The organism is Brevibacillus schisleri (assembly GCF_055685845.1).
The window spans coordinates 5,143,510-5,168,732 of record NZ_JBVNDM010000001.1; the positions used below are offsets into that span (position 1 = coordinate 5,143,510).

At 49.5% G+C, this 25,223-nt stretch carries 22 protein-coding genes; 2 read left to right on the plus strand and 20 right to left on the minus strand.

The window, feature by feature from the left end; all coding sequences use genetic code 11:
* Positions 1-2: 2 nt before the first annotated feature.
* The 14 genes from ACUUHJ_RS24410 to ACUUHJ_RS24475 form a co-directional block, all read right to left on the minus strand.
* Entirely contained in the window at positions 3-2,534 is a 2,532-nt protein-coding gene (locus tag ACUUHJ_RS24410; protein ID WP_472300151.1) for an NEW3 domain-containing protein, read from the minus strand.
* 119 nt (positions 2,535-2,653) lie between these two features.
* Entirely contained in the window at positions 2,654-5,173 is a 2,520-nt protein-coding gene (locus ACUUHJ_RS24415; RefSeq protein ID WP_472301239.1) for an NEW3 domain-containing protein, read from the minus strand.
* A gap of 53 nt (positions 5,174-5,226) precedes the next feature.
* Entirely contained in the window at positions 5,227-6,954 is a 1,728-nt protein-coding gene (locus ACUUHJ_RS24420) for an ABC transporter permease (protein ID WP_472300153.1), read from the minus strand.
* Between the two features lie 14 nt (positions 6,955-6,968).
* Positions 6,969-8,045 carry an ABC transporter ATP-binding protein gene (locus ACUUHJ_RS24425; RefSeq protein WP_199928392.1) on the minus strand — a complete coding sequence of 359 codons (1,077 nt, stop codon included), beginning with the start codon at positions 8,043-8,045 and terminating at the stop codon, positions 6,969-6,971.
* Positions 8,046-8,169: 124 nt separating this feature from the next.
* The gene (locus ACUUHJ_RS24430) at positions 8,170-9,294 is read right to left on the minus strand and encodes an extracellular solute-binding protein (RefSeq protein ID WP_289674182.1); all 1,125 of its coding nucleotides are present in this window, start codon (positions 9,292-9,294) and stop codon (positions 8,170-8,172) included.
* Positions 9,295-9,317: 23 nt separating this feature from the next.
* Positions 9,318-10,496 carry an ROK family protein gene (locus tag ACUUHJ_RS24435; RefSeq protein WP_289674183.1) on the minus strand — a complete coding sequence of 393 codons (1,179 nt, stop codon included), beginning with the start codon at positions 10,494-10,496 and terminating at the stop codon, positions 9,318-9,320.
* A 1,827-nt stretch (positions 10,497-12,323) separates the two neighbouring features.
* Positions 12,324-12,602: a hypothetical protein gene (locus ACUUHJ_RS24440; protein WP_015892771.1), complete on the minus strand. Its 279-nt coding sequence runs from the start codon at positions 12,600-12,602 to the stop codon at positions 12,324-12,326.
* A gap of 661 nt (positions 12,603-13,263) precedes the next feature.
* Positions 13,264-14,145, minus strand: coding sequence for a LysR family transcriptional regulator (locus ACUUHJ_RS24445; RefSeq protein WP_289674186.1), 882 nt, complete (start codon positions 14,143-14,145; stop codon positions 13,264-13,266).
* 187 nt (positions 14,146-14,332) lie between these two features.
* Positions 14,333-15,454, minus strand: a complete 1,122-nt coding sequence (locus ACUUHJ_RS24450; protein WP_289674187.1) for an aminotransferase — start codon at positions 15,452-15,454, stop codon at positions 14,333-14,335.
* Between the two features lie 33 nt (positions 15,455-15,487).
* Entirely contained in the window at positions 15,488-16,537 is a 1,050-nt protein-coding gene (locus ACUUHJ_RS24455) for an ornithine cyclodeaminase family protein (RefSeq protein WP_289674188.1), read from the minus strand.
* Between the two features lie 130 nt (positions 16,538-16,667).
* Entirely contained in the window at positions 16,668-17,399 is a 732-nt protein-coding gene (locus ACUUHJ_RS24460; RefSeq protein ID WP_289674189.1) for an IclR family transcriptional regulator, read from the minus strand.
* 30 nt (positions 17,400-17,429) lie between these two features.
* Positions 17,430-18,119 carry an amino acid ABC transporter permease gene (locus ACUUHJ_RS24465; protein WP_472300156.1) on the minus strand — a complete coding sequence of 230 codons (690 nt, stop codon included), beginning with the start codon at positions 18,117-18,119 and terminating at the stop codon, positions 17,430-17,432.
* Positions 18,120-18,183: 64 nt separating this feature from the next.
* Entirely contained in the window at positions 18,184-18,996 is an 813-nt protein-coding gene (locus ACUUHJ_RS24470) for an ABC transporter substrate-binding protein (RefSeq protein ID WP_472300158.1), read from the minus strand.
* Between the two features lie 217 nt (positions 18,997-19,213).
* The gene (locus ACUUHJ_RS24475; protein WP_289674191.1) at positions 19,214-19,936 is read right to left on the minus strand and encodes an amino acid ABC transporter ATP-binding protein; all 723 of its coding nucleotides are present in this window, start codon (positions 19,934-19,936) and stop codon (positions 19,214-19,216) included.
* 213 nt (positions 19,937-20,149) lie between these two features.
* On the opposite strand from ACUUHJ_RS24475, the gene ACUUHJ_RS24480 reads away from it, so the two are divergent.
* Positions 20,150-20,317, plus strand: coding sequence for a hypothetical protein (locus ACUUHJ_RS24480; RefSeq protein WP_289674192.1), 168 nt, complete (start codon positions 20,150-20,152; stop codon positions 20,315-20,317).
* 163 nt (positions 20,318-20,480) lie between these two features.
* On the opposite strand, the gene ACUUHJ_RS24485 is transcribed toward ACUUHJ_RS24480, so the two are convergent.
* The 6 genes from ACUUHJ_RS24485 to ACUUHJ_RS24510 all read right to left on the minus strand — a co-directional run bounded on the left by ACUUHJ_RS24485 (position 20,481) and on the right by ACUUHJ_RS24510 (position 24,848).
* The gene (locus ACUUHJ_RS24485; protein ID WP_289674193.1) at positions 20,481-21,287 is read right to left on the minus strand and encodes a metallophosphoesterase family protein; all 807 of its coding nucleotides are present in this window, start codon (positions 21,285-21,287) and stop codon (positions 20,481-20,483) included.
* The gene (locus ACUUHJ_RS24490; RefSeq protein ID WP_064203275.1) at positions 21,284-21,835 is read right to left on the minus strand and encodes an NADAR family protein; all 552 of its coding nucleotides are present in this window, start codon (positions 21,833-21,835) and stop codon (positions 21,284-21,286) included. Before ACUUHJ_RS24490 ends, ACUUHJ_RS24485 begins: the two co-directional genes overlap by 4 nt.
* Before the next feature lie 21 nt (positions 21,836-21,856).
* Positions 21,857-22,600, minus strand: a complete 744-nt coding sequence (locus tag ACUUHJ_RS24495; RefSeq protein ID WP_472300159.1) for a YwqG family protein — start codon at positions 22,598-22,600, stop codon at positions 21,857-21,859.
* A 92-nt stretch (positions 22,601-22,692) separates the two neighbouring features.
* Complete coding sequence (locus ACUUHJ_RS24500) at positions 22,693-23,043, minus strand: DUF6463 family protein (protein ID WP_289674195.1); 351 nt, start codon at positions 23,041-23,043, stop codon at positions 22,693-22,695.
* 67 nt (positions 23,044-23,110) lie between these two features.
* Entirely contained in the window at positions 23,111-24,295 is a 1,185-nt protein-coding gene (locus ACUUHJ_RS24505) for an ArsA family ATPase (protein WP_472300160.1), read from the minus strand.
* Positions 24,296-24,371: 76 nt separating this feature from the next.
* A complete protein-coding gene (locus tag ACUUHJ_RS24510; RefSeq protein WP_289674197.1) occupies positions 24,372-24,848 on the minus strand; it encodes a MarR family winged helix-turn-helix transcriptional regulator in 477 nt (158 codons plus the stop codon).
* Between the two features lie 145 nt (positions 24,849-24,993).
* Between ACUUHJ_RS24510 and ACUUHJ_RS24515 the strand changes: the two genes are divergently transcribed.
* Complete coding sequence (locus ACUUHJ_RS24515) at positions 24,994-25,182, plus strand: H-type small acid-soluble spore protein (protein ID WP_289674198.1); 189 nt, start codon at positions 24,994-24,996, stop codon at positions 25,180-25,182.
* Positions 25,183-25,223 lie beyond the last annotated feature (41 nt).

A 25,223-nucleotide genomic window follows, 5' to 3' on the forward strand; every position in this document is an offset into this window, starting at 1 on the left:
GATTACTGCTGTGGGCTGATCATGTTGACAAACAATCGGATCGCACCTGGTACGAGTGACGGAATTTCGCGATACCACACAAGCGAGCTATAGGTATATGTTCCTTTTCCATACTTGGCAGTGAGGTACGTACCCGTAAATTCCTTCTCGCCTTCGTCGCCATTCGAGATTAGCTCGGTGTATTCCTTGCCCCACTCGGATGGATTGTAAGCGGAACGATCCTGAATCCAGTTGTCCCAATCTTTCTCCGTGATTTTGTTTGGCAAGTGAAACAAGGCATGATCAGGCGCCAATACTGTCACTTTGGAGTTTTCGTCTGTGACACGCCATTGAATCAGCGGAGCACCGATTTTGATCGGATAAGGGGCCAGCTCCGGCTTCCATTTATCCTCAGGCTTGTGGTATTGCACGACCAGATTACCGCCGTTTTCCACGTATTTCAGCAAGCGTGCATTCGAAGGAATCAGCTCAGGTCGGAAACCATAAGCGCGAATGCCCAGCACGATCGTATCGTATTGATCCAGATCGCCAGACTCAATGTCTTTTGCCGACAGATTGGTCACATTGACCCCCAATTGAGACAAATACTGATCGATATTGTCAAAGCCACTGGATACGTAACCGACCTTCAATCCTTCCGGCACCTTCAGGTCAAATGCCTGGATGGCAAGCGTCGCTGGTTGGACAAAGTAAGTCGTGCCGATATGCGGGTAACGGATGACTTGGGCTCCATGTCGGCTCTCTTTTCCACTGCCAGACGCTACGGCTGTCACCGTGTACTTGTCCGGTTGAACGGAGGCATCTGCTTTGACCGTAAAGGCAACCGACTTCGTTTCTCCCTTGGCTTCAAAGGCGAGCGGTGCTGCTTGTGGTTCTACGCTCCAGCCTTTTGGTACATCGAGAGAGATGGTTGTTTTCGCTGCACCTGGATTGTAGTTTTTCACCGTAACCTTAACCGGGATTGGCTCCTCTGGCTTCTGCGTATTCAAAACCGTCGCATTTGGACTCAGCACCATAGAAAAAGATGGAAGAACTGCAATGGCATCTGCTGGTGTCACATGGCTATTCGCCGTCGCGCCTGCAAAGCTGTAGCTGACGTCTGCTGTAATGGCAGGAGCGGCATACGGTTGGAACAGAGCGGCATCAGAAGGAACTGTGACATCAAATGTCGTTTTCACCGTCTGATTGTAGCCTAGCGATGAAAAGCTGGTGGTCGATTGCGGCTTGGCTTGCCAGCCTTTTGGTACATTCAGCGCGAGATTGATCTTCCCGACTTTTGCTTGGCCGCCGTTGTAAGCCGTGACCGTTACTTTCGTGGTTTGACCTGCTACCAGCTCAGTTGTCTCAGGCTTTACTTTGGTTACGAGCGAGAGCGCTTCGGCACTGGCTTTGTTCAGCTGGGATTTCTTCACTCCCAAACGATGACGCAAGTCTGTTTTTGTGTCAGTTGGCAAGGAGGAGGCTTCGGCTGCTGCCGTCGCTTTTTCCACATCCGCCAACATCTCATGCGCTTCCTTGGCTACGGAGGCAAAGCTTGGGTACGCAGCAATGACCTCAGCGGCATCCTTTTGCAGCTTTTTCAGTTCGCCTGCGACTTTTTCCCCGCCAGACTGGCCGGCAACTTCCTTGGCTAAATCGTCAAACGAATAGGCGATTCCCTCAAAAAAGTCTGCTTCCTTGTCTTTTGTCTCCACGATAGATTGATCGAGCTTGTAATAATTGAAGCTTGGCCCTTCGTCATAGTGACGTCCCATTCCCTGGCTCTTATGCATGAAACGGGATTCTTCGCCGAGCTGGACGTACGAGGCACCATAAATTTCGTCATAGTCGCCCACAGGCACCTTAACCGAGTAATCCTGTTCCTTTGCAGGCAGATACAGCTTCTTCACCTGCCAAGAAGCCAAGCCTTCCTTTGCATGCTGTGGAAAAACGTTTGGATCTGCGGCATCCTTGAATGCCCGCACCGTAATAACATTAATGGCGCGATGATGGCCGTGAGTCGAAGGTTCGTTCAAAAATGCGGGAATCACGACATCGGGTCTCAGTGTTCGGATACGACGGATGAGCTTTTCATACGCGACATCCTCGCCCCATTTTTGCAAGGTTTCATCCGGGCTTTTGGAAAAGCCGAAGTCAAAAATAGGGTCATCGATTTTTTCACTGAGGTTCTCCAGATGGATGTTCGTGATTTTGGAAGCTTCCTGCAATTCGCGGGTACGAATGATCCCCAGCGCATTTCCCAGCTCGCTGCCTATCTCGTTCTGTCCTCCCTCGCCTCGGTTCGCAATGACACTGGATGTGTCCACCCCTTTGCCAAGCGACAAGTACGCGAGCATTGAACTGTGCTCATCGTCCGGATGTGCTCCAGTGTTCATCGCACTGGCAATCGTGGTGAGCGGCTTAATGGCTTTCCACAGGTCGACAACCCCGCGGTCTGCATGGGCGGTCTCGGGTGCTATCGGCATAATCAGACTCATGGCCAGCACCGCAGCAGTCGTAATCGTGTACAGCTTGGCAAGTTTCCCCTTACTCAATGAACAACTCCTCCATTCCATTCAGATTGATGTCTATATCAATCATGGCGGTCTGTACGTATGCATTTCATTGATGTAGCCATGGATCGACCCACGGTTGGCCCGGAGTGGATGGGGCATTACTGCTTCTGACTGATCATGTTGACGAACAAGCGAAAAGCGCCAGGGACTAGCTGTGGAATCTCGCGGAACCAGGCAAGCGAGCTGTAGGTGTACGTCCCTTTTCCATAGTGCGCCGTGAGGAAAATGCCGCGGAACTCCGGTTCTCCCGGATCACTTGTCGCAATCAGCTCGGTATACTCGCTTCCCCAGCGAGAAGGATTGTAGATGGAGCGCTCCTGCACCCATCCATCCCAGTCTCCTTGGGTAATGACGTTTGGCTCCTGGAACATCGGATGGTCAGGGGCCAGCATACGGACGTCTGATTGCTCATTGGTCACCCGCCAATCGATCAGCGACTCGCCGATAAAAATGGGGTATGGCGCCAATTGCGGCTTCCATTTGTCCTCCGGCTTATGATATTGAACGACGAGATTTCCGCCGTTTTCTACATAGTGCAAAAGACGCTGATTGCTCTCGATTAATTCGCGACGGAATCCGTATGCACGAATACCGAGAACAATCGTGTCGTAGCGGGACAAATCGCCCGATTGTATTTCGTTTGCGTCCAGATTGAGGCAATTCACCCCAACCGCGCGCAAGTATTTATCCAGATTGTCAAAGCCGCTGGATACGTAGCCGATCCGCTGGTTTGTCGGGATGGCCAGATCAAAGGCTTGAACAGTCAGCGTAGCGGGCCGGATGAAATACGTGCGACCGACATGCGGGTATTCAATGACCTGCACATCCTGTGCTATCTCTGTCACACCGTCTGTCCCCGCGACCGTAGCGCTAATCTGATATTTGCCATTCGTCACCTGCGGTGTGGTATGAACAGTAAAAGCGATTGTTTTCGTCTCGCTGCGAAAAGAAAACGGAACATCGACAAAGGCTGGCTCCGCTGTCCAGCCTGCCGGGACAACGAGAGCGACCTTGGCTGTAGAGCTTCCCGGACGGTACTGTTTCAGTGTTACCTTAACCGGGATCGTCTCATCCGTATGCAACGTGTTTCTCACGACAGCTGACGGGGTCAGCGTCACCGCATACGGTGGAAGCACAGCTACACGGCTTTCCGGCTCCACACGAATGGTACTGGCTGTCTCGAAGGCGAAATAGAGCACCTCGACATCGAGCACGGGCGGCTTGTAAGGATGGAACAGCTCCGTCTGTGCAGGAATCGATACCTCAAATACGGTGCAGACCGTCTGATTGTAAGCAAGTCGTGGAAACGCAGTTGGCGTCAGTGGTTTCGCCGTCCATCCAGCAGGGACACGCATCCGCAGCTGCACATGCTCAACCTCCAGCGAGCCGCCGTTGTACGCCGTTACGGTAACCGTTGTCGTCTGACCTGCCACCCACTCGCCCGTCTCCGGCTTGATTTTCACGACCAAAGACAGAGCCTCGGCACTCGCACGGTTGAGCTGCGCTTCCTTGAGTCCTAGCCGATACATCAAGTCCATCTTTGTTTCTTCATCGAGTGGAGCCTTGCGCACTTCTTGTTGTGCAGTCGCAAGCAAAGCTTTCATGCGGTGAACCCTTTGGGCCACTTCAGCAAATCGCGGGTAGGCATTCAATACATCTGTTGCCGCATCGTGCAAACGGTGCAGCACTTCCGCGAGTTCTTGTCCGCCTTTTGCAGCGATACCCTGCGCCAGATCAGCAAAACTGACGGGCAGTCCAGAAAAAAAGTCGCGCTCTTTTTCAGGTGCCGGAAAAATCGATGCATCCAAGCGGTAGTAATTGTAGGTCGGGCCTTCATCGTAATGAACACCCATCCCCTGTGTCTTATGCATAAACCTCGATCGCTCACCAAGCTGCACATAGGATGAGCCGTAGATTTGGTCGTATTCCCCCACGGGTACCGCGACGTGATAATCATCATTGTCCATGATAGGCAAATACAGCTTTTTCATTTGCCACGGCAAAAGTCCAGCCTGCCTATGCGCAGGAAAGATCTGTGGATCGGCTGCTTCGTGGAAAGCTCGCTTTGTCAGTAACGTAATCGCCCGGTGATGTCCGTGTGTCGTCGGTTCATTTTCAAAGCAAGCGATGACGACATCGGGGCGCAGCTCCCTGATTTTTCGAATCAATCGCTCATACACGACCTCTTCGCCCCATTTGCGGAAGGTTTCTTCGGCGCATTTGGAGAACCCGAAATCATGAATGGGATCTTCCAGCTCTTCGCTTAAGATGCCAAGCGTCACATTGCTAAGAGAGGAGGCTTCCTCCAGCTCGCGCGTCCGGATAATCCCCAGCGCGGTACCTTGCTCGCAGCCGATTTCATTTTGGCCGCCTTCCCCTCTCGTCGCGATCACACTGGTGGTATACACGCCTCTCCCCAGGGCCAAGTAAGCGAGCATGGCACTGTGCTCATCGTCCGGATGGGCACCTGTATTCATGGCACTGGCAATGGTAGCGAGTGGCTTGATCGCTTTCCACAGATCGAGCAGTCCATGTTCCCCCTGCATGGTGCGAACAGATGCGGGAATAGTCGGGCAGGGTAGTTTGGTCGGCTGCACTTTCGGTGATTTCTTGTCCATCGATTCACTGACATCCACGTGAAGCCCCCCCTTTTTCACGAAGGCATCCAGCTTTACACGGCAGTTCCCGCTTTATCTCCGGTCAGTTTTCTGGAGATGAACAACACGATGATGATGACCACGATTTGCAAGACACCATAGGCGCAAGCGGTGCCAAATTCATTACTGTACATGCGTTGGAATACAGCGACAGACAATGGCGTTGTCTTCGGTGTGAAGATCAGGATCGAAGCCACGAACTCCCCGATACACTGGACGAATGCCAAGAGCGTACCTGCGAGAATCCCACCCCACGCCATCGGGAACACGACACGCCTGAAACTGTACCACCAGGAAGCACCCAGATTTCGCGCAGCCTCCTCAACAGATGGGTCCATCTGCATCAAGGTCGCATTGGTAGAGCGAAACACAAGTGGCAGATGTCGGACAAAATAAGCCAACGGGATAATCCAGAATGTTCCGATCAAAACCTGTCCAAAGCTAAATGCATTCGGCTCGCTGAACGCTGCAATCAGGTTGATCGCCACAACTGTCCCTGGCAATGCCCATGGCAGCATGATCAATACATCAAGAAGCGTTTTCCCACGAAACTTGAGGCGAACCATGGCATATGCCGCAGCTACACCGAAAATGACGATCCCGATTACCGCGATAGCAGACAACTGCAAGCTGTTGAGAATCGGACGCCATGTCTTACTATCCGTGAATAAATCCATGTAATGCGACAAGGTATACTCAGGAGGTAATATTTGCACCGTCCAGGTACCATCCACTGAGAAGGAGATGAGTACCAATACGAGAATTGGCAGCATCAGAATGATTGTACCGATAAAAGACAGCACAATCGTGGTGTAGCGTCCCGCTTTGCTCTTGATCTCAGTACGGTGCACGCTAACCCCTTTGCTCAAGTTCTGGTAGTTGCGCGCGCCTTGGTACCAACGCATGATCAAAAGAAAAGCCACAGAAACAATCGAAAGAATCGTAGACTGTGTCGCAGCCATGTCCAAATCCCCATTGGTGCGAGACAGATAGATTTGCATCGTCATCGTCCGGTCAATGCCGAAAATGAGCGGTGCCGTATAAGAAGCCATCGAAATCATGAAAACCAACAGAGAAGACGCGACCATGGCTGGCGTGAGCATCGGCAAAATAATGCGCCGCCAAACGGTAAAGCGATTCGCTCCAAGACTGGCAGCCGCTTCTTCCAAGGACGGGTCGAGTCCCTTGATTGCTGCTGTAGCGGTCATGAAGAAGTAGGTGTACATCGTAAACGTATGAACGACGACCACCCCCCACATTCCTTTTAACGCGAAAGGAACCTGGGCAAGCCCGAACAGCTCTTTGATTGCCCGTGGAACGATTCCGCTTTCTCCGTACAAAAAGGTAAACGAGAGAACACCAATGAGTGGAGGCAACGCCATCGGAACCAAAGCCAGCACAGAAAGAATTTTTCGTCCAGGAAACTCATAGCGCTCCAATAAAAACGCCATTGTGACGCCGACGATTCCGCACGTAATGACACTCAGAACCGATATGTAGATACTGTTCCACAACGCTTCCAGGTTGGCGGTATGCTCCAGACTGAAGAAGCGAATGTAGTTTTTCCATGTAATTTCTTCATCGATTTTGATACTCGCAACGAACGTTTCGAACAATGGATAAACGACATAAGCCAACAATATTAAAAAGAGTGGCGATACCAGCACGTAGACGAAGGCGGGTGAAGCGGTAATGGACTTTCGTCTGGCTGCTGTCGGCGCTTGCTGCAATTCTGCTCTCAAAAGCTTCTTCCCCCTTATCCGGCAAAATAAATGCTCTCTTTCGGTATATGTAGGCCGATGGCATCGCCGCGCTGTTTAATCGGTCGTCCCAGATTGATAGACATGCTGCGCAGGCTCTCCGTTCCTACCTCCGTGACGTAATTGACACACGCCCCTGTAAATTCAGACATGACAACAGAGCCTGTCACTACATTTTGTCCCTCGTTGCCTGTACTCTCCAGAACGGATTCAGGACGAATGGACATGGTTACTTTCTCCCCAACTGACAGCTGTGCGCGTGGAGAAGCATTTTCCTTCAATCCGCTGAGCATTTGTCCAGAAGCCGTGCGAACCAGCACTTCATCGCCGTCAAATCCTGCAACCGTCCCTTCCCACAGATTCGTCTCGCCGATAAAAGAAGCGACAAAACGGTTTACAGGACGATGGTAAATCTCATGCGGTGTTCCGATCTGCTGCACTTCTCCACTCTGCATGACCATGATTCGATCTGACATCGACATCGCTTCTGCCTGATCGTGCGTGACGTAAATCGTCGTAATCCCCAGCTCTAGCTGGAGTCTCTTGATCTCGAAGCGCGTCTCTTCACGAAGCTTCGCATCCAGATTGGACAGCGGCTCATCCAACAGCAGAATCTGCGGCTCGATGACCAGCGCCCGTGCCAATGCTACCCGTTGTTGTTGTCCCCCAGAAAGCTGATCAATGCGGCGTTCGCCATAGCCTTCCAGACGGACCAGCTTCATGATTCGTTCTACACGCTCTTTTGCATCTGTTTTGTTCACTTTCCGAACCTGCAAGCCAAACGCGATATTTTCAAAAACAGTCATGTGCGGGAACAATGCGTAGTTTTGGAATACCATCCCGGTATTGCGCTTATGGGGAGGAAGAGATGTAACCTCCTGTGATCCAAAGCGAATATGGCCTTCCGTTGGATAATAAAAGCCGGCAATCATGCGAAGAGTAGTCGTTTTGCCGCAGCCACTCGGGCCGAGAAAAGTAAAAAACTCTCCTGATTCGATATGAATGTGAACATCTTCGACCCCTTTTGCCTGACCAAACCTTTTGTAAACGTGATCAAGTGTTACGCTGCTCATCGGGTTGTGTTTCCTCCTTCATCGCAAGTCATTTCAAGCTGACGACCGTTTTCAAACAACTTCTATAAGTGACTAGACGGAAAGGACAACGCCTTCCCGCCTAGCTGCTTGGAAAAAATCTTTCTTACTTCTTGCCTTTCCCCTTGATGTTTTCATCCCAATGCTGCATCCACTCTTTTTCTTTTGCAGCCATGACAGCCCAATCGAGTTCCATTGGCTTCAGCTCGAGATTTTTCATGAAGTCTGGCAATTGGTCTTTGCTGATGTCTGTACGAGATGGGAACTGGAAGCGTTCCTTCGCCAATTGGGCAGCTATTTCAGGACTCATCAAGAATTCCATGAACTTTTTCGCTCCATCCAGGTTCTTCGCGCCTTTTACGAGAGCCACGCCGTCTACGAGAATCGGTGCCCCGCTCTTCGGATAAATGAAGTCATACGGATGGTTGTTCTTTTTGCTTTGGATCAGAACGTCCTGGAGGTTCCACAAGGAGATGACGCCCTCTTGACGATCCAGCTTCAGATACAGATTTGTCGGGTCTTGTGTGTACTCTTTTGTATTGGCATCGAGCTTGGTCAGCCATTCAAAACCTTTTTCAGGAGTATCCGCCCCTTGACGGAAGATCATTGCGGAATAAATGGTACGCATGGTGCCGGACGGCAGTACGTTTCGGATCACGATCTTGTCTTTGAATTTCGGATCAATCAATTCGTCCCAATCTTGCGGTGCTTCTTCTGGCTTCATCACCTGCGAGTTGTACATGATGACCTCTGGCAAAAGCATTTCGCCGTACCAGCGATCTTTCGGATCTTTGTACAAATCTGGAACCTTGTCTGCAAAAGTCGGCTTGTATGGCTCCAGCAGATCTTCATTGGCCGCTGTTGCTAGAGCAGATTGGGTACCGCCCCACCAGAAGTCAGCCTGCGGGTTCGCCTTCTCTGCACGAACGCGCTCCAAAATTTGTTGGGCACCCATTTCGAGTGTTTCCACTTCAATGTTCGGGTACTTTTCTTTGAATTTTGGCAACACGATTTCAAAAATGTTTTTGTCCCGTCCGGTGTAAATCACCAGTCTTTGTGGGTCACCCGATGAATCAGCAGGTTGGGCAGCCGTGCCAGATTGGCCGCCAGCGCTGTTGTCGGCAGGCTTTGCTTCCTGTCCCCCAGTGCCGCACGCAGCTACAGTCAGAGCCAAGGAGCTGACAAAAACGCCCTTCATCCATGTTTTCAGCTTGCTAGTTGTCTTCTTCAAAACGAACTCCCCCTTTTGTCTTCTCACTCTTTGTCAAGCAGTCGTGTGAAAGGAAACGCTTCCAAAACACTGTGGACAGCACCAATTAATCCAGCTCGCTCCCCCAGACTTGCTTTTTCAAGATTAGGCACCTCGGGCACCCATTCTCTCAGCCATTCCTGAATTTGCTTCACCCCTTCACCATCGACGTGGACCATCTCCCCGCTCAGGATCAATATTTCCGGGTTCAAAATACTGATGATGTTCGCCATTCCGTACGCCCAATGTCGATACACATCTGCAAGAAGCTCCTTTGCTTCCGGATTATGTTTGGCGTGCCGAATTAGCTCTTCTATGACACTCGACCCTTCCTGAAGGTCAGAGAGAAATCCCTTAGCCTGCTCTTGGATGCCCGGAATCGAATAATGCGTCTCAAACACGCCTGACGCGCCATTCGGTCGATTATGTACCGGGCCGATCATCATGAAGCCGATTTCTCCTGCTGCCTCACGACTCCCCCGATAAAACTGTCCATCCAAAATGATTCCGGCCCCAATCCCCGTTCCTACGTACATGTAGACGACGTTGGTATGGCCGACCCCCGCTCCACGGACGTACTCGCCCAGTGTCATCATATTCACGTCATTGTCGATAATGACGGGCAGTCCGAGTCGAGCTTCGATGGTTTGCTGAATCGGTGAACCCATCCAGCCTGTGCTAGGTGAAAAGCTGACGGTTCCACTGCCACGCTGTGTGACCCCTTGCAAACCGACTCCCATTCCGAGCAGTCGCTCTCGCGGGATGCCGCTTTCACGCAGCAAACGATCCAGTCCAGCTGCCAAATCTTCGATGACGGTTTCGCCATTCGCTGGTTGTGCCAGCCGTTTGCGATAGCGAGCCAAAAACTCGCCTTTCATATCTGCGATGGCCATATCCAAGGTAGAGCCTTCAAAAATCGCGCCGGCTATGGCGTACGCCTGGTAGTTGTACTCCAACAAAATCGGCTTGCGGCCGCCTTTGGAATCACCCATTCCTACTTCTTGCAGGAGTCCTTCTTGGATCATTTCATCTACGAGGGCGGAAACACATGGACGGCTGAGCTGTGTCTGTTTGGAGATATCTGCGCGGGAAATCTGCCCGTGCAAGACGACCTGCTGCAATACTTCTTCCTTATTCAGTTTTTTCACGAGTTTGCTGTTACCTGTTTTTTTGGGAGCTTGCACGCGTCATCGATCACCGCCACACAGTTAGTTAACATTACTAACAAAGATAACCAAATTATAGACACAGCGACCATCAATAGTCAAACAATTTACATTTGTCTTTCAGATATTTTTTGGATTTTTTAGTGTATATATTCAATATTAAAAAATACTAAAAAATACGGTCAACACGCTGTTGTGGTGGCGAGGAAACAGGAGAAAACGCTCAGATTCTTGTCCCACCCGCTGTGGGATTCACTGCCCGACTCCATGCAAAAAGCGAAACCGCGTCCAAAGTGGTTCTTTCAGGATGTATTTCAGAGGTGGACGCTTAAGAGCGTGTTTCGCTTTTTGCATTCCGTCTCGGTCGGTGTACCAAAGATCTTCGCTGTTTTCTCCTGTTTCCTCTACGAGCTTTCCATGCTTAAACGGGGTTTAAAAGCCTTAAAAGAACGAAGAACGTATTCAGTAACGCCAGAGAAGAATATTTCCAGACGTAGCGACTTGTGGAGTCCTACCGAGCGGAGAAGGGAGTAGCGGGCAAAAGAAATGCAACCGTGCCCGCTCGACGAAGCGGCTACCACTTTTGCATTTCCCCGCTAATTCCTTCGGAGCGGGCAGTCCCAACCCTCAGCGGGACGGAGCACTGAGCCTAGACTGGAAATATTCTTCTCCCCACCGCAGCTGCATATTTAGAGACCTTGAATTGTTGCAGTAGTGTTGGCGAGGAAACAGGAGAAAACGCTCAGATTCTTGTCCCACCCGCTGTGGGATTCACTGCCCGACTCCATGCAAAAAGCGAAACCGCGTCCAAAGTGGTTCTTTCAGGATGTATTTCAGAGGTGGACGCTTAAGAGCGTGTTTCGCTTTTTGCATTCCGTCTCGGTCGGTGTACCAAAGATCTTCGCTGTTTTCTCCTGTTTCCTCTACGAGCTTTCCATGCTTAAACGGGGTTTAAAAGCCTTAAAAGAACGAAGAACGTATTCAGTAACGCCAGAGAAGAATATTTCCAGACGTAGCGACTTGTGGAGTCCTACCGAGCGGAGAAGGGAGTAGCGGGCAAAAGAAATGCAACCGTGCCCATTCGACGTAGCGGCTACCACTTTTGCATTTCCCCGCTAATTCCTTCGGAGCGGGCAGTCCCAACCCTCAGCGGGACGGAGCACTGAGCCTAGTCTGGAAATATTCTTCTCCCCACGGCAGATGCATATTTAGAGACCTTGAGTTGTTGCTGTAGTGTTGGGGAGGAAACAGGAGAAAACCCTCAGATTCTTGTCCCACCCGCTGTGGGATTCACTGCCCGACTCCATGCAAAAAGCGAAACCGCGTCCAAAGTGGTCCTTTCAGGATGTGTTTCAGAGGTGGACGGCTTAAGAGCGTGTTTCGCTTTTTGCATTCCGTCTCGGTCGGTGTACCAAAGATCTTCGCTGTTTTCTCCTGTTTCCTCTACGAGCTATCCATGCTTAAACGGGGTTTAAAAGCCTTAAAAGAACGAAGAACGTATTCAGTAACGCCAGAGAAGAATATTTCCAGACGTAGCGACTTGTGGAGTCCTACCGAGCGGAGAAGGGAGTAGCGGGCAAAAGAAATGCAACCGTGCCCATACCACGAAGCGGCTACCACTTTTGCATTTCCCCGCTAATCCCTTCGGAGCGGGCAGTCCCAACCCTCAGCGGGACGGAGCACTGAGCCTAGTCTGGAAATATTCTTCTCCCCACCGCAGCCACTGTCTTTCAGATTTACCATGATTACCCTTTTTCGTTGTGGGAATAGAAAAGCACATCACCCTCTACAGGGGAATGTGCTTGGAACACTACTCTTCTTTTCCTGACAATCAGACGTCCTCTATTAGTCTATGTATCCAGCGACTCCTTTTTTAATCAAGTATTCCATCTCTACATCCAGGATCTTCTCGACGGTGATCTCATCCAGCTTCACATCTGACTTACCCATGACGTAATCTACGAGATCATCAAAATCAACGTCGACATCACCTTTTGCATCTGCCTTCGCACTGTTCATGTACGCTTGCTCATGCTTGAGTACGATCATGATTTTTTGCGGGTCAACTTTTGTTTTCGCAGCTACATGCGCCACGAGTTCGGTTTCGTTTACTTGCTTACTCATTTAAAGTCATCTCCTATTTCTCTTACCTTTTGTCATTTTACACTATCATTGCCGTTCCAAATGAAAGAAATCAAAATTATATCACGCAAACAACCTCGCTCTAGAGGTGCAAGAAGAGAAAATATTGTTTCCAAGAGACAATTTGCCCCACATTCAATTTTTATAAACGTCAGACTCAGGTCATCTTCGATATCGAAGAGCTAATTTTTGAATGAAAAGCATCGGTTCCTATATTTTCCAAACTAACTATTGGGAATATCATGCTTATGCTATATAAATAATTATCCTGACTTTATGCTAGGCGTATAAAACAGTTACATGTTGGATCTACACCTATATAAAGGAGATGCTTTTCTTGGAGAATAATAACAACGGCTCGGGGAAACCGGTGCCAAAGTCAGAGCCTTCGACAGGGTCTACTACATCTTCAACCCCCACAACATCTACGACTCCTACAACACCTACGAGACCGGAGCCTGGAGGAGGTTTAATACCGACGGAACCCCAAGGGGGAGGTACAATACCGTCACCGTCACCGCATCGATAATAGTTCACAGATGGACAAAACCATTTGTAACCCAATTCTAAGCATAAAAGGAGCCTCTAAGGGCTCCTTTCTTCTTTACTTTTAAGGGACTTCTTAGACAATCCCTTGTCATGACTACTCTTCTCTTACGGATAACCAGACGTCTTTGACTAGTTCCATGAAGGTCTGGATTGCCGGTTCTTCTCGTCGGCGACCCAAACAGACCAGCGATGTTTCTGCTTTCTTGGAAAAGCGGTACAGCTCGATTAGTTCTCCTGTTCGAAGCTCTTTTTCCACGAGAACCTTACTGAGCAGGGCTATGCCTGTTTGATTCAGGACTGACCGTTTGATCGTTTCTTCGCTGCTACATTTTATGACAGAGGGTGGGCTGTAGTTTAACTCCAACAGGCATTGGGTAATAAATTCGTCGAGATTGCACCCCTCCTGATAGGACAAAAAAGGAAAGGTCACGAGTGCGTCTGCCAGTGTTTTGTCCTTCATCAAATCAGGAGAGGCAATCAAAGTAAATTGTTCCAAGTCCACGACGCTGGAATGAATACCTGGTTGCGAGGTGGTGCCCGCAATGATCCCAATATCCGCCTCGTGAGCCTGGATTTTTCTCAAAGTCTCCTGACTGGTGCATGAAATGACCTGCAGATTGACCTGTGGATGTGTCTCGACATAAGCTTTCAGAATTTGGGGCATGTATTGGATACAATAAAACTCCGGGGCCGCCACGACCAGCGGTCCTACAGGCATGTCTAAGTGATTAAGTCCCTCCGCCATGTGCTGGAGAACGTAGAAAAGCTGATCCGTATGCTGCTTCACTATTTTTCCGGCCGGTGTCAAAAACGTGCGCTTGCCTACCCGATTGAGTAAAGGATGTCCCAGCTCCCGCTCCAATGCTTGAATCTGGAGTGTAATCGTAGGCTGGCTGTATCCGAGTTGCTCTGCGGCCTTCGTCAGGTTCAAATGCTCGGCAACGACCTGAAATGTCTTCAGATTGCGTAACTCCATGATTAATTATCCACTCCCTCACCGAGCGACACCCATTCTTCGTGTAAGTGCGTGTTCAAAAAGTCGGCTTTTTGAACAACCTCAGTTAGAAAAAGTGTAGCCGAGAGTGGCTTTATGTTCAACCGATACCCTATGCGTACTTCCCTATAATCTCCGCCAGCTTGTGAGCCGTCTCCTACTTTATCCCTTATTTGCGTGACTCCAAAAACTCCGATACTTTTGATAGACCCACTTGAAGTACTTCCGTCGAGCAGGCGTACCCGATTCGTAACCACCCTTCCATGTCAAAGCAACTGCCTGGTGTCAAAAACGCCCCTGTCGTTTTAAACAGGTCAATGCAAAACGCTTCCGAAGGGATATCCAGCTCGTACTTGAGCATTGCTGTTGTTCCTGCCTGCGGCTTAACATAGGAGACCAACGGCTCCTTCGCCACCCACTCATCGAGAATCTGCAGGTTGTCACGCACGATCTTCAGGTTGCGCTCCATGATCTTGTCGCGGTTTTTCAGCGCATGGACAGCCAGCATGTCATCCAGCATCCCGCAGCTGATGGTGGTGTAATCGCGGTGCGTAAAGCAGCTCTTGATCACGTCCTGAGGTGCTGCAATCCATCCCAGACGTAAGCCCGCCAATGAAAGCACTTTGGACATGCTGCTTGTCGCAATCCCTTTTTCGTACAAGTCGACGATCGATGGCACCACAACCTCCGGGTCTTGGTGCAAATTACGATACACCTCGTCACACAGCACATAAGCGTCAACGGAGCGGGCAATCTTTACGATTTCTTGCAGCAACCCTTCACCCATCAAAGCTCCAGATGGATTGTTCGGATTGTTGATACAGATCAGCTTGGTCTTGTCTGTAACGAGCGAGCGCAGCTCATCCAGATCAGGCAGAAAATCATTTTCCGGCAAGAGTCTGAGCAGCTTGACCTGCGCTCCGAACGACTCCGGTACCGAATAAATTTGCTGATAGGTCGGATGAACGGTAATGACTTCGTCGCCAGGCGCAACGAGCGAGAACAAGGTGAGAAAATTCGCTCCAATCGCCCCGTTCATCGCCAAAATGTTCTCTGGCTTCATCGTTTGATACATACTCGCGACGAGGCTGCGGAATTCCGGCGAACCCTCGATATGACCGTACGTAAGCTTCTTCTGGGCCATCTCGCGAAAAAAATCTTCCGGCTCATCGGAAAGGCGGATCAACTCTTCTACCGTCAGCGAATCGACGCATGTTTCGGCAATATTGTAAACAGCCTCCATCTCGTAGGCATTCATCCATTCTTCTACTTTAAAAGGTGCAATTCTCATCGGCGTTCCTCTCCTTATCCTATCCTTTCATTCTTACAGATCAACTATCGTACCTACACCGCGCTTATCCGCCACTTTCAAAATGTGTGCAGCTGTCAGTAAATCTTGAAACGCAATCCCGGTACTGTCGAAAATCGTGATTTCTTCTTCATGTTGTCGTCCTTGGGCATGACCGGGGATGACATTCCCGATCTCTGCTGCGATATTGCTTTCGGTTATCAGGCCCTTTTTTATAGCTACCTTTGTCTCTCCCACGCGTACAGCCTGTCCTACATCATCAACGAAGACGCGCGCTTTTGCAAAAAGCCGTTCATCGATTTCCTGCTTTCCTTCCATGTCTGCCCCTATGCAGGTAATATGCGTCCCTAGCTTTACCCACTCCGTCTGGATCATCGGTTCACGAGAAGGGGTTGCGGTGATGATAATATCTGCTTTTCTAGTCGCTTCTTCGAGGTTGTCCACTGCAATAAACTGCACGTCACAACGGCTGGCATAGCACTCGTACTCTTCTCCTGCGTATTTGGAGACGAATCTGGTCAAAAGGTTTTCTTTGATATTGGCGGCAAAGCTTTGTGCCTTCTCTGGTGATCGCGGATTGCAGATGTACACCCGCTTGATCTCTGTCATCGTCATTAGTGTCGCCATGATTTGAAAAGGAGCCTGGTGTCCCGTCCCGACAATTAGAAGGTTCTCCGATTCGGGACGTGCCAAATACTTTGCCCCGATTCCACCGGCTGCTCCCGTACGCATGCAAGTAATGTGCTCTCCACTCAAAATCCCCTGTGGTACGCCAGTTTGGCTGTCCAATACCATCACCGTACCAACTAATTGTGGCAGACCTTTCGTGTCATTGTCACCGAACCACGAGACGAGCTTGAGTCCAAATATATCAGCTTGCGGTAAATGACCGGATTTGATATCCATGTCCGCTCTACCCTCTACGAACTCATGAAAAATGAGCGGAAACAACGTCGCCTGCTGACTCGATTTCATTTGATAGGCCTGCTCGACCACTTCAATCACACTGGCCATATCCAGCACATCTTCCGTGGTTTCCTGATTGATGACGCGAAATGGAAACATGTCTATCTTCCCTCCCTGCTGTTTCTTTCACACTAACACAGTTTTTCAGGGCGAAAAAATTGAAAGATCCAATGGTTCCTATTAAAAAAAGCAAACCCTCCACCAACAGATGCTGGAATGGAGGATTTGCTTATGCTCCACCGATTCTTGCCGAAATCGTTGTAGCTTGACGCTTCACTTTTTCGATGAGTAGGGGCAATCGATCTTCTGTCACCCGAAAGCATGGGGCGTTGATCGAGAGCGCTCCGACGAGTTGATTTCCGTAGCCGATGATCGGAGCGGCAACTGCCATGGTGCCCTCCGTCTTCTCCTCGTAGCTGATCGCATAGCCACTTTTCTTGGCTTCACTCAGCAGCTCCAAAAATGACGGCTGCTTGTCTCGTGCAAGCTGGGCGGAAACGACCTTTGTAATCGCATCCTGCTTCAAATACGCGAGAATGATTTTACTGGGGGCGCCAATTGTGAGAGGTATTCGCTCCCCCAGGTTTTCGTCTATACGTATTTTCAGTGGACTTTCTACTTTTTCGATCGGCATCGAATCCGTTCCGGCCAATACGTTGAGGAAGATACTCTCCTCGACTTCATTCGCCAGTTCCTCCATGAAAGGTCTCGCCACAGCCCGCAGGTTCAGCTTTTCATGCAGGATAAAACCGATTTCCATCCACGTATATCCCGGTTTGTAATGCTTGGTGACTGGATCCTGCTCAACCAATCCGAACTGGATCATGGATTCGAGAAAACGGTGGAGCGTACTGATTGGAAGACCTGTTGCGCTCGCCAGCTCCGAAATCGGCCAAGCATGTTTTTCGTCTGAAATCAGTACCCGAATAATTTTCATCGCCCGTTCGACTGATTGAACCATCCTTCTTTCGTCCTCCATCATGACAAAAAATTACGCTGCAACGCTCGTGTTCTCTTTCGTTTGTTTAGTGGGGGCTTTTCCTTTGGCAAGCCTTGCTTCCAGCTTGTTCACGAAATACGAGAAGATCATGATCAGCACGAGATAGTACAACCCGACGACCATATACGTCTCCAACTGCTTGTAGTTGGAAGCTGCTTCACCGAGACCCGTTCCCCATAAATCCTGCATCCCTACGTAGGCGACCAACGACGAATCCTTCAACCCGATAATAAACTGATTGCCAAGCGATGGGATCGCCCGACGGAATGCCTGCGGCAAAATGATTCTGCGCATCGCCAACGGATACGACATTCCGAGTGATCGGGAAGCCTCCATCTGCCCGCGATCGATTGACTGGATGGAGCCCCGGAAGATTTCTGCAATGTACGCACCATTATGAACCGCAAGCGCGATGGCTCCTGCCCAAAACTGGGACAGCGTCACCATATTCGCCAAGCCGAAGTACAGAATACAGATTTGCACGATCAAAGGCGTTCCACGAATGACGGTAATGTAGGTGTGTGCGATGTAGTTCAACACTTTGGAATCGGATATTCGGAAAAAGGCAATGACAAGACCTACCCCACAACCGAGGATCAGGGCAACTGCCGTCAACTGAACCGTGAGCCATGTCGCTTTTAGAAAAAGGGGATAACTGGATAGAAAAATATCAATAATCACGTTTCATCCTCCTCACATGAAGCGTTAAAAGGAGGGCGTCCACCACGGACACCCCGTTGCCCACTTACTGTTTTTGCAAGATATTGCGACCAAACCATTTTTGACTGATCTTTTCATAGGTACCGTCTTTGACGATTTCATCCAATGCCTTGTTGATCCGCTCCACTGCCTCCTGGTCACCCAAGCGTACAGCAATCGCTTGCTCGTCAAAGCTGAGTGGTTCACCTACATCAATCACTTTTCCGCCGCCTTCTTTAATGAATCGCAAGCCTACTACCTGGTCGGTAATCACTGCATCGAGACGCCCTGTCGGCAGGTCGAGCAAAGCCGTGATATCGCTATCGTATTGAGTGATTTTGTCTTCATCCGTCAGCTTTTTCGCCCAATCCAAGTAATTGGATGCTTTCACGACGCCGATCTTTTTGCCTTTCAAATCCTCTTTGCTCTTGATCGTTGTATTGCCCTCTTGTACGAAAATTTGCGAACCGGAACGATAGTATGGATTCGTGAACAAAACAGCTTTTTGTCGTTCAGGTGTGACGGTCAAGCTTCCGATGACAGCGTCGTATTTTTTCGCGTCCAGGCCAGGGATGATCGTTTCAAATGGATTGGTGATCGGCACCGCGTTCATGCCCATTTTTTCTGCCAGCGCTTGTCCAATCTCTACGTCAAAGCCAGTCAGTTGCCCGTTTTCCTTGAAGCTAAACGGCTTGTACACGCCACTCATGGCGTACGTAAAATCCTTCTTTCCACCGTCTCCAGCAGCTTGCCCACCTGCTGCCGGTGCACTTCCCTGTGATCCACAAGCAGAGAGCAACAACGAGCCTACTAGGACAGTGGACAACAAAATTCCGGACCATTTTGCACGCTTTTTCATTGGTGATTCCCCCTGTATTCATCTCTACTATTCGTGTTCAAAAAGTTGGCTTTTCAGCACCGAGAAAGTGGTGAGAACCTGAAGAAGGAGGAGCGGAATGTAGCGGACCTACATGAGCACCGGACTTCGAAGGTGAACACCTCTTTCGATGTCGAATTAGCTTTCAGGACTACTTCGTGATCAAAAGACGACTTTTTGAACTACCTTTTTCATGATTTTAACGGATGCTGCGTAAAAACTGTTTGGTACGATCATGCTGCGGGTTTTCAAAGAATTCTTTCGGCGGTCCTTGCTCCAGGATTTGCCCATCGTGCATGAACACCGCCCGATCTGCTACTTCACGAGCGAACCCCATCTCGTGTGTCACGACGATCATCGTCATTCCTTCTTTGGCGAGCTGCTTCATAACCTGTAGCACTTCACCGACGAGCTCGGGATCGAGTGCAGAGGTTGGCTCATCAAACAGCATGATCTTCGGCTTCATCGCAAGAGCCCGAGCGATGGCAACCCGCTGCTTTTGTCCACCAGAGAGCATGTCCGGGTAGACATCGGCTTTGTCCTGCATATTTACTTTTTTCAGGAGCTCGTACGCTAATTGTTTGGCTTCTGCTGCATTCATCCCTTTGACGTGAACAGGTGCCTCGATCACATTTTCCAAAACGGTCTTGTGCGGAAACAAATTGAAGTGCTGAAAAACCATGCCGACCTCGGCGCGGAACTGATTCAGATTCGTCTTGTGTGGATCAATCTGCTGGCCTCCGATTTGAATCTCTCCGCTGTCATAAAATTCCAGAAAATTCAAACATCGGAGTAAAGTACTTTTGCCTGAACCACTGGCCCCAAGCAAGACGACAACTTCCTTTTCTTCCACCGTGAGCGTAACGCCCTTCAACACGGTTAACGGGCCAAAAGATTTGACAAGCTGCTTAACCTCAATCATCCTGCTATCCCCCATTTATCTCCCGGATGAATTGCGCATTAGTTTTTCCGAATACCGGAAACGATTTCTGATTTAAATTATAATTATATATTTTCTGATATTCAAGAAAAATATGTTTTATTGAATAAATATTCATGATAAGGATATGGAATAGTTTTCCTCCTTGCTTGGAATGAATAAATGAGAGTGTTTTATACATCAAGGAGGATTGGGATGAAAGTAGAAACGTACTTCTATGTAGGACTCATCATCATCTTTCAGCTCTCCGCCTGTTCGCTGCCAGGTCCACAAGCAGCACCACCCCACAGCAAGCGGCACTATCTGACCCTGAGCCGGAAGTCAAAAGACCAGCTATTGATGAGATCAAAGGTCGAATCATAAACAATCAGTTCACGGTTCCGATCCCGATCACCGAGACATTTACGTTATGACCCCGTAACTCCAGACGGGAAGCTTTATGGGCAAATGGTCATGTCCCTTGAACAAGTAAAAAATGCGTTTTCCGTTCAGTAATAGAAAAAGTGGTTAGCAGCGCAGAGTCTGCTCAACCACTTTTTCGCGTAAAGACAAATAGTTTCCCATCCGCGTTCAACACTTGTGTCCCTTGGCCAAGCTCGATCCAAGATCGCGCCCAGTGTACATGCCCACAGCAGACGAGTACTGGAGAATGTTGCTGCAAGCACTCACGAATTTCAGGTAAGCCTTGCAGATCAAATGAAGGCTCATCCGGACCTTGATGAAGTAACAATATGTCAGGCTGCTTCCGAAGCAGCTCCCGCATTTCTTTCAGGAACTCCTTCCTTTCCCTCCGATTCGGTTTATCCGCACGACCTACGATTCCGCCCAGGCCCGCAATACGGAGCTGGCTGACTTGCACTATTTCAGGATCATTGATTACGGTGATATCTGCCATGTGTTGAAGCTGTGCGAATGAACCCGAGTCAAACAAATCGTGATTGCCAACAACCCCGACCACCTCTCCAAACTCGCGTTGAAAAGCTTTCCACACGGAAGAGGGATCGCCGCTACTTCCCCGTTCCCATGGATCGGCATACAAGTCACCGCATAGCAAGACCAGAACGCGTTCCCTTGAAATGGATGGCTTTTCGATTTGGAGTAACAGTGAAACCATCTCTGGCAACGCTTCGCCAAGCAGTACCTGCTGCTCGTGCTCTATCACCCCTTGCAGATCGGAAGTAATGATGATCGCATCATAAGCATCAGGAATATTCACCATTTCCCCAAAAAAGATGGGCAACCTGCTCGGAACAACACCTTTGCCATTCGCGCCTGCTGCTAGATAAGGAACCTGCTCGACGGGTTCTTCTCCGATCTTGGTAATCTGGATCACGAACGCAGCTGCTCCCTGACTGCCATTAATGCGAAACCGAGCAAATTTTCTCCCCGCCACTTTTCGGGCTGTTCCGCATGCGGATGATCTTGGGCCATCCCGATTCCCCATATCCGATCATAAGGACTTGCTTCGACAATAATGCGGTCACCGGTGTCCAAGAGGTATGCTTTCAAATCGGCATGCTGGCTGAATTTTAATAGATTTGCTTGTCGAACAATCGACGTCTTGTTCGCATTCCACACAGCCTCGTCAAAGGAATGTACCTTTCGTCCCAAATCCTTCGCTTGTTTCGGATGATTTTTCCTGAGTATTTCATCACGGATGGCAAGATCACCAAACAGCTCAGCCTTTTTCGCCATCATGTAATGCTCAGCGGTTAGGTACGTGATACCATCCTCTACAAAAGCGGCCGGATACCATTGGCTGAAACAAGATTTATCGGTCGTGCCTGAATCCTTCTGTGTATGCCCCCAAAAGAACAAGTATTTCACTCTGGTCTTCTGCGATTCTTTGAGTAAGCTTTGGACGTCATGTATGTGCGCCATCGTTGTATCCCCATCTTTCTTTTATAGACAATCCCATGAATACGAAACCTTTGAAAAATCCAGACGAAGCAGGTCCTCCCTGCGAATGAAAAAGTTGCCCACTCCGCTATCTCCCCACGAGACATAGTAATCGTAATTGTCGCCTTCCATATCCAGTTGAAGGAGCGGCTCCCACCCATCTCGATTCACATACTCCTGGGTAAAGTAGGGATATCCTCCGATCCGTGAACCGCTTGCATCGGCGAGGTCCCAATATTTGGAGTAGGCCACCTCATCCCCGTCGGTAGGTAGCTGATAATTCACCGCCTGTGGATCTCGATGAGGGACGTACTGCGACTCTAGTTTTCCTGTCACTTTATATGGCCCACCTAGTACCGGACTGTACACGTCAGGGTCCTCTGGTTGAAAGGGGTCTATTTCCTGTGTGTCCATGACCTCTTTAAAATGAAGCACGTGAAAGGATTGATCCATCAGTCCGAAGGTATCATCCTCCTTGACAAAAAAACTGGTCAATCCACTAGTGGGGTAGCCATCGAGCTGCGGCATTTGCGCCCAGTTGATTTGTGCGAGAAACAAGTAGTCGTTTCCATCTTCATCCTGTGGGTATGGCATTTGTGGCGGCAGCCAAGGCTTTCCGCCCACCTTGCTATCCGTTACGGTAGCCGCTTTTTTCGTCAGCGTGAGCTTGATGGATGACTTTGCGGATTTTTGGATGTGTTCCAAAAACTCTGGGGTCCATTGATTATTTGCATCTAAGAAGTTCACGGAAGATCACCTCGGATATTGAAACATATGGAAAATAGTAAATAGTTACCTTATTTTATCTGAACCAACTACCTATCCGCAAATTTCTTACGTCACTTGCGAATCAGAATGCCAGCCTGTGGTAATCCGAGCCAGAATCCGGAGGCAGGCATGGCAATCACCCCGACCACGCAAATCCCGAGTATCGTCCACCCAAAGGCAGCCGGCGGCTCCATACCCTTCTTTTTCATCAGCCAATCCGCCATATATCCGAGCAACATCAACAAAAAGCCAAACATCAGAAACCAGAAAGCAGCAACTTCTTCTTTCCCTACCGCATTCCAAAAGCCGTTTGCGACGATCTGCTGAAGCGGCTCCGCGTATAAAAAGAAACCAACAACCGTATGCAGCAGTCCTGTAATGATTAAAGTGAAACCCATTTGGCGCTTGATCCCACTTACCATGTCAATTCTCTCCTCTCAAGTTGGCCTATTCCGAGAATCGTCAGCACCCGATTCAATCCAGTACCTCTCAATGCTGGGCAGCCCCTTCCCTTGCGCTAAAACGAATGATCAGTCGATCTTCCGCATATTTCGCTCCCGTTACCTGCCGTCCCATTAACACTCGTGGCAAGATGACTTTTCGCTTGTAGGCGCCAGCATTTACGGTCAATTCATCCCCTGTTTGCGTTAAATCCAGCGCTGCCTTATCCACAAAAGGAATCATCAGCTCCAAATGCAGCTCGCCGTCCACTTCTCGAATCAGTTCCGTTCTGCCCTGATAAAGCTTGGCGGATGGATCTTCTGTTCCAAAAACGATATCAGCCAATTCTTCTAACACGGGAAGCCCAATCACTTCTTTTGGCATCATCGGGGCTTTCAAAATTGGCAGCGGCTGAAAGTTTTCCACGATTTCGTTCTCATACTTGCGTTGCAGCTCCCGCCAGTGGGCAAAAAATCCTTCTCCCGCTTCATCCGGAAGCACCCGATTCACGATGATGGCATCCGTATTGAACCCGAATAGATTCAAGTACGTAAACGAGCGCTTTGCTTCCGCAAGTACCATTTTTTCTGGATTTACTACGATCCTAACTGATGTAATCTCTGGGTCCAAAACAATGCGTTGCATTTCCTCTAGCCCCCGAGCGAGCTGCTCGACGCTGTCTAGCACATCATTAGAAGGAAGCTCTACTTTGTTGACGATCTTGGCCACTGGGCGAACCAGTTTGATCAGTTTGCGTTCCGTCGGAAAAATTTTCTCCAACCACCAATTCAATACGTTGGGATAGCTGAGCAGACGTAGGGTTTCTCCAGTTGGGGCACAATCTACTACCAAGACGTCGAACTGCCCGCTCACCGCGTGTTCCTTGATCTGTAGCAAACTGAACATTTCCTCCATGCCAGGAAAAACAAGCATCTCCTCCGTCGTAATATCAGTCAGCTGTGCTTTGTCGAGCAGTGTTGTCAGCCATCCCTGAACGGCTCCCCAATTGCGCTCGGTTTCCCGCAAGCTGTTTACTTCCTGGCCCCATAAATTTTCGCTAATGAGTACGGGGTCTGGTCCGATCACAGTCCCCAATGAATCTGCCAAACTGTGTGCGGCATCCGTACTGAGTACGAGCGTCCTCTTTCCCTGCTTTGCCAGCTTAACAGCCGTTGCTGCTGCAACACTTGTCTTGCCAACGCCACCTTTGCCCGTGTAGATGATGATTCTCATCTCGATTCTCTCCTTCACGATCCATTTAGTACGATTTCGTAGTAATTAACCAAAAAAAGAAGCAGGCTCGATCAGACTATTCCTCAATGTTGATCTTGATGGAACGAACCTTTGTTTCACGAGGCTTGACAGGTCCTCCGTCCTGAAATACCTTGGCGGCTTTGAGTAAAAGGGCAGTGAATTGCTCCATTTCCTCCGGTGTAAATGCCTCCTGAAGCCTCCCCAGCATCGTCAGCATCATTTGCTCTGATTCTTTTGCGAGCTGTTTGCCTGGTTGTGTCAGTGTTACGAGCTTCACCCGTTGATCCTCTACGGAGGTAGCCCTCGCGATGTAGCCTTTGCGTTCAAGCCGTTTCGCGATGCTGGTCATCGAACTAAGCGGCGCCCCCATCTCTTGCGCCAACTCTGACATAGTCAAATCTCCGCGGAACAGCAATAGGAGGAGGGTCGTCAAATCAGAGCGAGTCAGTTTTTCTTCAAGCTGCATCGTATCGGACATAAAGGCGAACGGACGCAAACCGGTTTTCAGAAAGAGGTCATATAGTTGCTGCATACCGGTGACTCCTTTTAGTACGATTTCGTAGTAATTCCCCCTTCAATTTATTACATATTTTAGGGAATGTCAACAACGGTAAAAAGTATACTGCGCTGGGCTAACGTACATATTAAAGTTGTTACAACTGACAGGAGGAATCAAAATGAATAAACAGCGCGCGAAAGAAATCGCCGCTTCGCCCGTTATGGCGAATGTGACCTGCGATGGAATGCCCGTATACATCCAGCACATCGATGATGACAGCGACATGGCGAGGATTTACCCGCTCAACCAGCCGGATCAGGAGATGAGCGTTCCTGTAGCCAGCTTGCGGGAGCACGGTGAGTACTGATTTTTGTCACGACAACGATGGAGGGGACCTGTAGTGAATCC

What these genes read in the sequence shown, in the direction of transcription:
- ACUUHJ_RS24480 (WP_289674192.1), top strand. Translation starts at nt 20,150, where the DNA reads ATGAAAGTAGAAACGTACTTCTATGTAGGACTCATCATCATCTTTCAG.
- ACUUHJ_RS24475 (WP_289674191.1), bottom strand. Translation starts at nt 19,936, where the DNA reads ATGATTGAGGTTAAGCAGCTTGTCAAATCTTTTGGCCCGTTAACCGTG.
- ACUUHJ_RS24500 (WP_289674195.1), bottom strand. Translation starts at nt 23,043, where the DNA reads ATGGTAAGTGGGATCAAGCGCCAAATGGGTTTCACTTTAATCATTACA.
- ACUUHJ_RS24425 (WP_199928392.1), bottom strand. Translation starts at nt 8,045, where the DNA reads ATGAGCAGCGTAACACTTGATCACGTTTACAAAAGGTTTGGTCAGGCA.
- ACUUHJ_RS24510 (WP_289674197.1), bottom strand. Translation starts at nt 24,848, where the DNA reads ATGCAGCAACTATATGACCTCTTTCTGAAAACCGGTTTGCGTCCGTTC.
- ACUUHJ_RS24460 (WP_289674189.1), bottom strand. Translation starts at nt 17,399, where the DNA reads ATGGTTCAATCAGTCGAACGGGCGATGAAAATTATTCGGGTACTGATT.
- ACUUHJ_RS24450 (WP_289674187.1), bottom strand. Translation starts at nt 15,454, where the DNA reads ATGAGAATTGCACCTTTTAAAGTAGAAGAATGGATGAATGCCTACGAG.
- ACUUHJ_RS24505 (WP_472300160.1), bottom strand. Translation starts at nt 24,295, where the DNA reads ATGAGAATCATCATCTACACGGGCAAAGGTGGCGTTGGCAAGACAAGT.
- ACUUHJ_RS24515 (WP_289674198.1), top strand. Translation starts at nt 24,994, where the DNA reads ATGAATAAACAGCGCGCGAAAGAAATCGCCGCTTCGCCCGTTATGGCG.
- ACUUHJ_RS24440 (WP_015892771.1), bottom strand. Translation starts at nt 12,602, where the DNA reads ATGAGTAAGCAAGTAAACGAAACCGAACTCGTGGCGCATGTAGCTGCG.
- ACUUHJ_RS24455 (WP_289674188.1), bottom strand. Translation starts at nt 16,537, where the DNA reads ATGTTTCCATTTCGCGTCATCAATCAGGAAACCACGGAAGATGTGCTG.
- ACUUHJ_RS24490 (WP_064203275.1), bottom strand. Translation starts at nt 21,835, where the DNA reads ATGGCGCACATACATGACGTCCAAAGCTTACTCAAAGAATCGCAGAAG.
- ACUUHJ_RS24445 (WP_289674186.1), bottom strand. Translation starts at nt 14,145, where the DNA reads ATGGAGTTACGCAATCTGAAGACATTTCAGGTCGTTGCCGAGCATTTG.
- ACUUHJ_RS24415 (WP_472301239.1), bottom strand. Translation starts at nt 5,173, where the DNA reads ATGGACAAGAAATCACCGAAAGTGCAGCCGACCAAACTACCCTGCCCG.
- ACUUHJ_RS24470 (WP_472300158.1), bottom strand. Translation starts at nt 18,996, where the DNA reads ATGAAAAAGCGTGCAAAATGGTCCGGAATTTTGTTGTCCACTGTCCTA.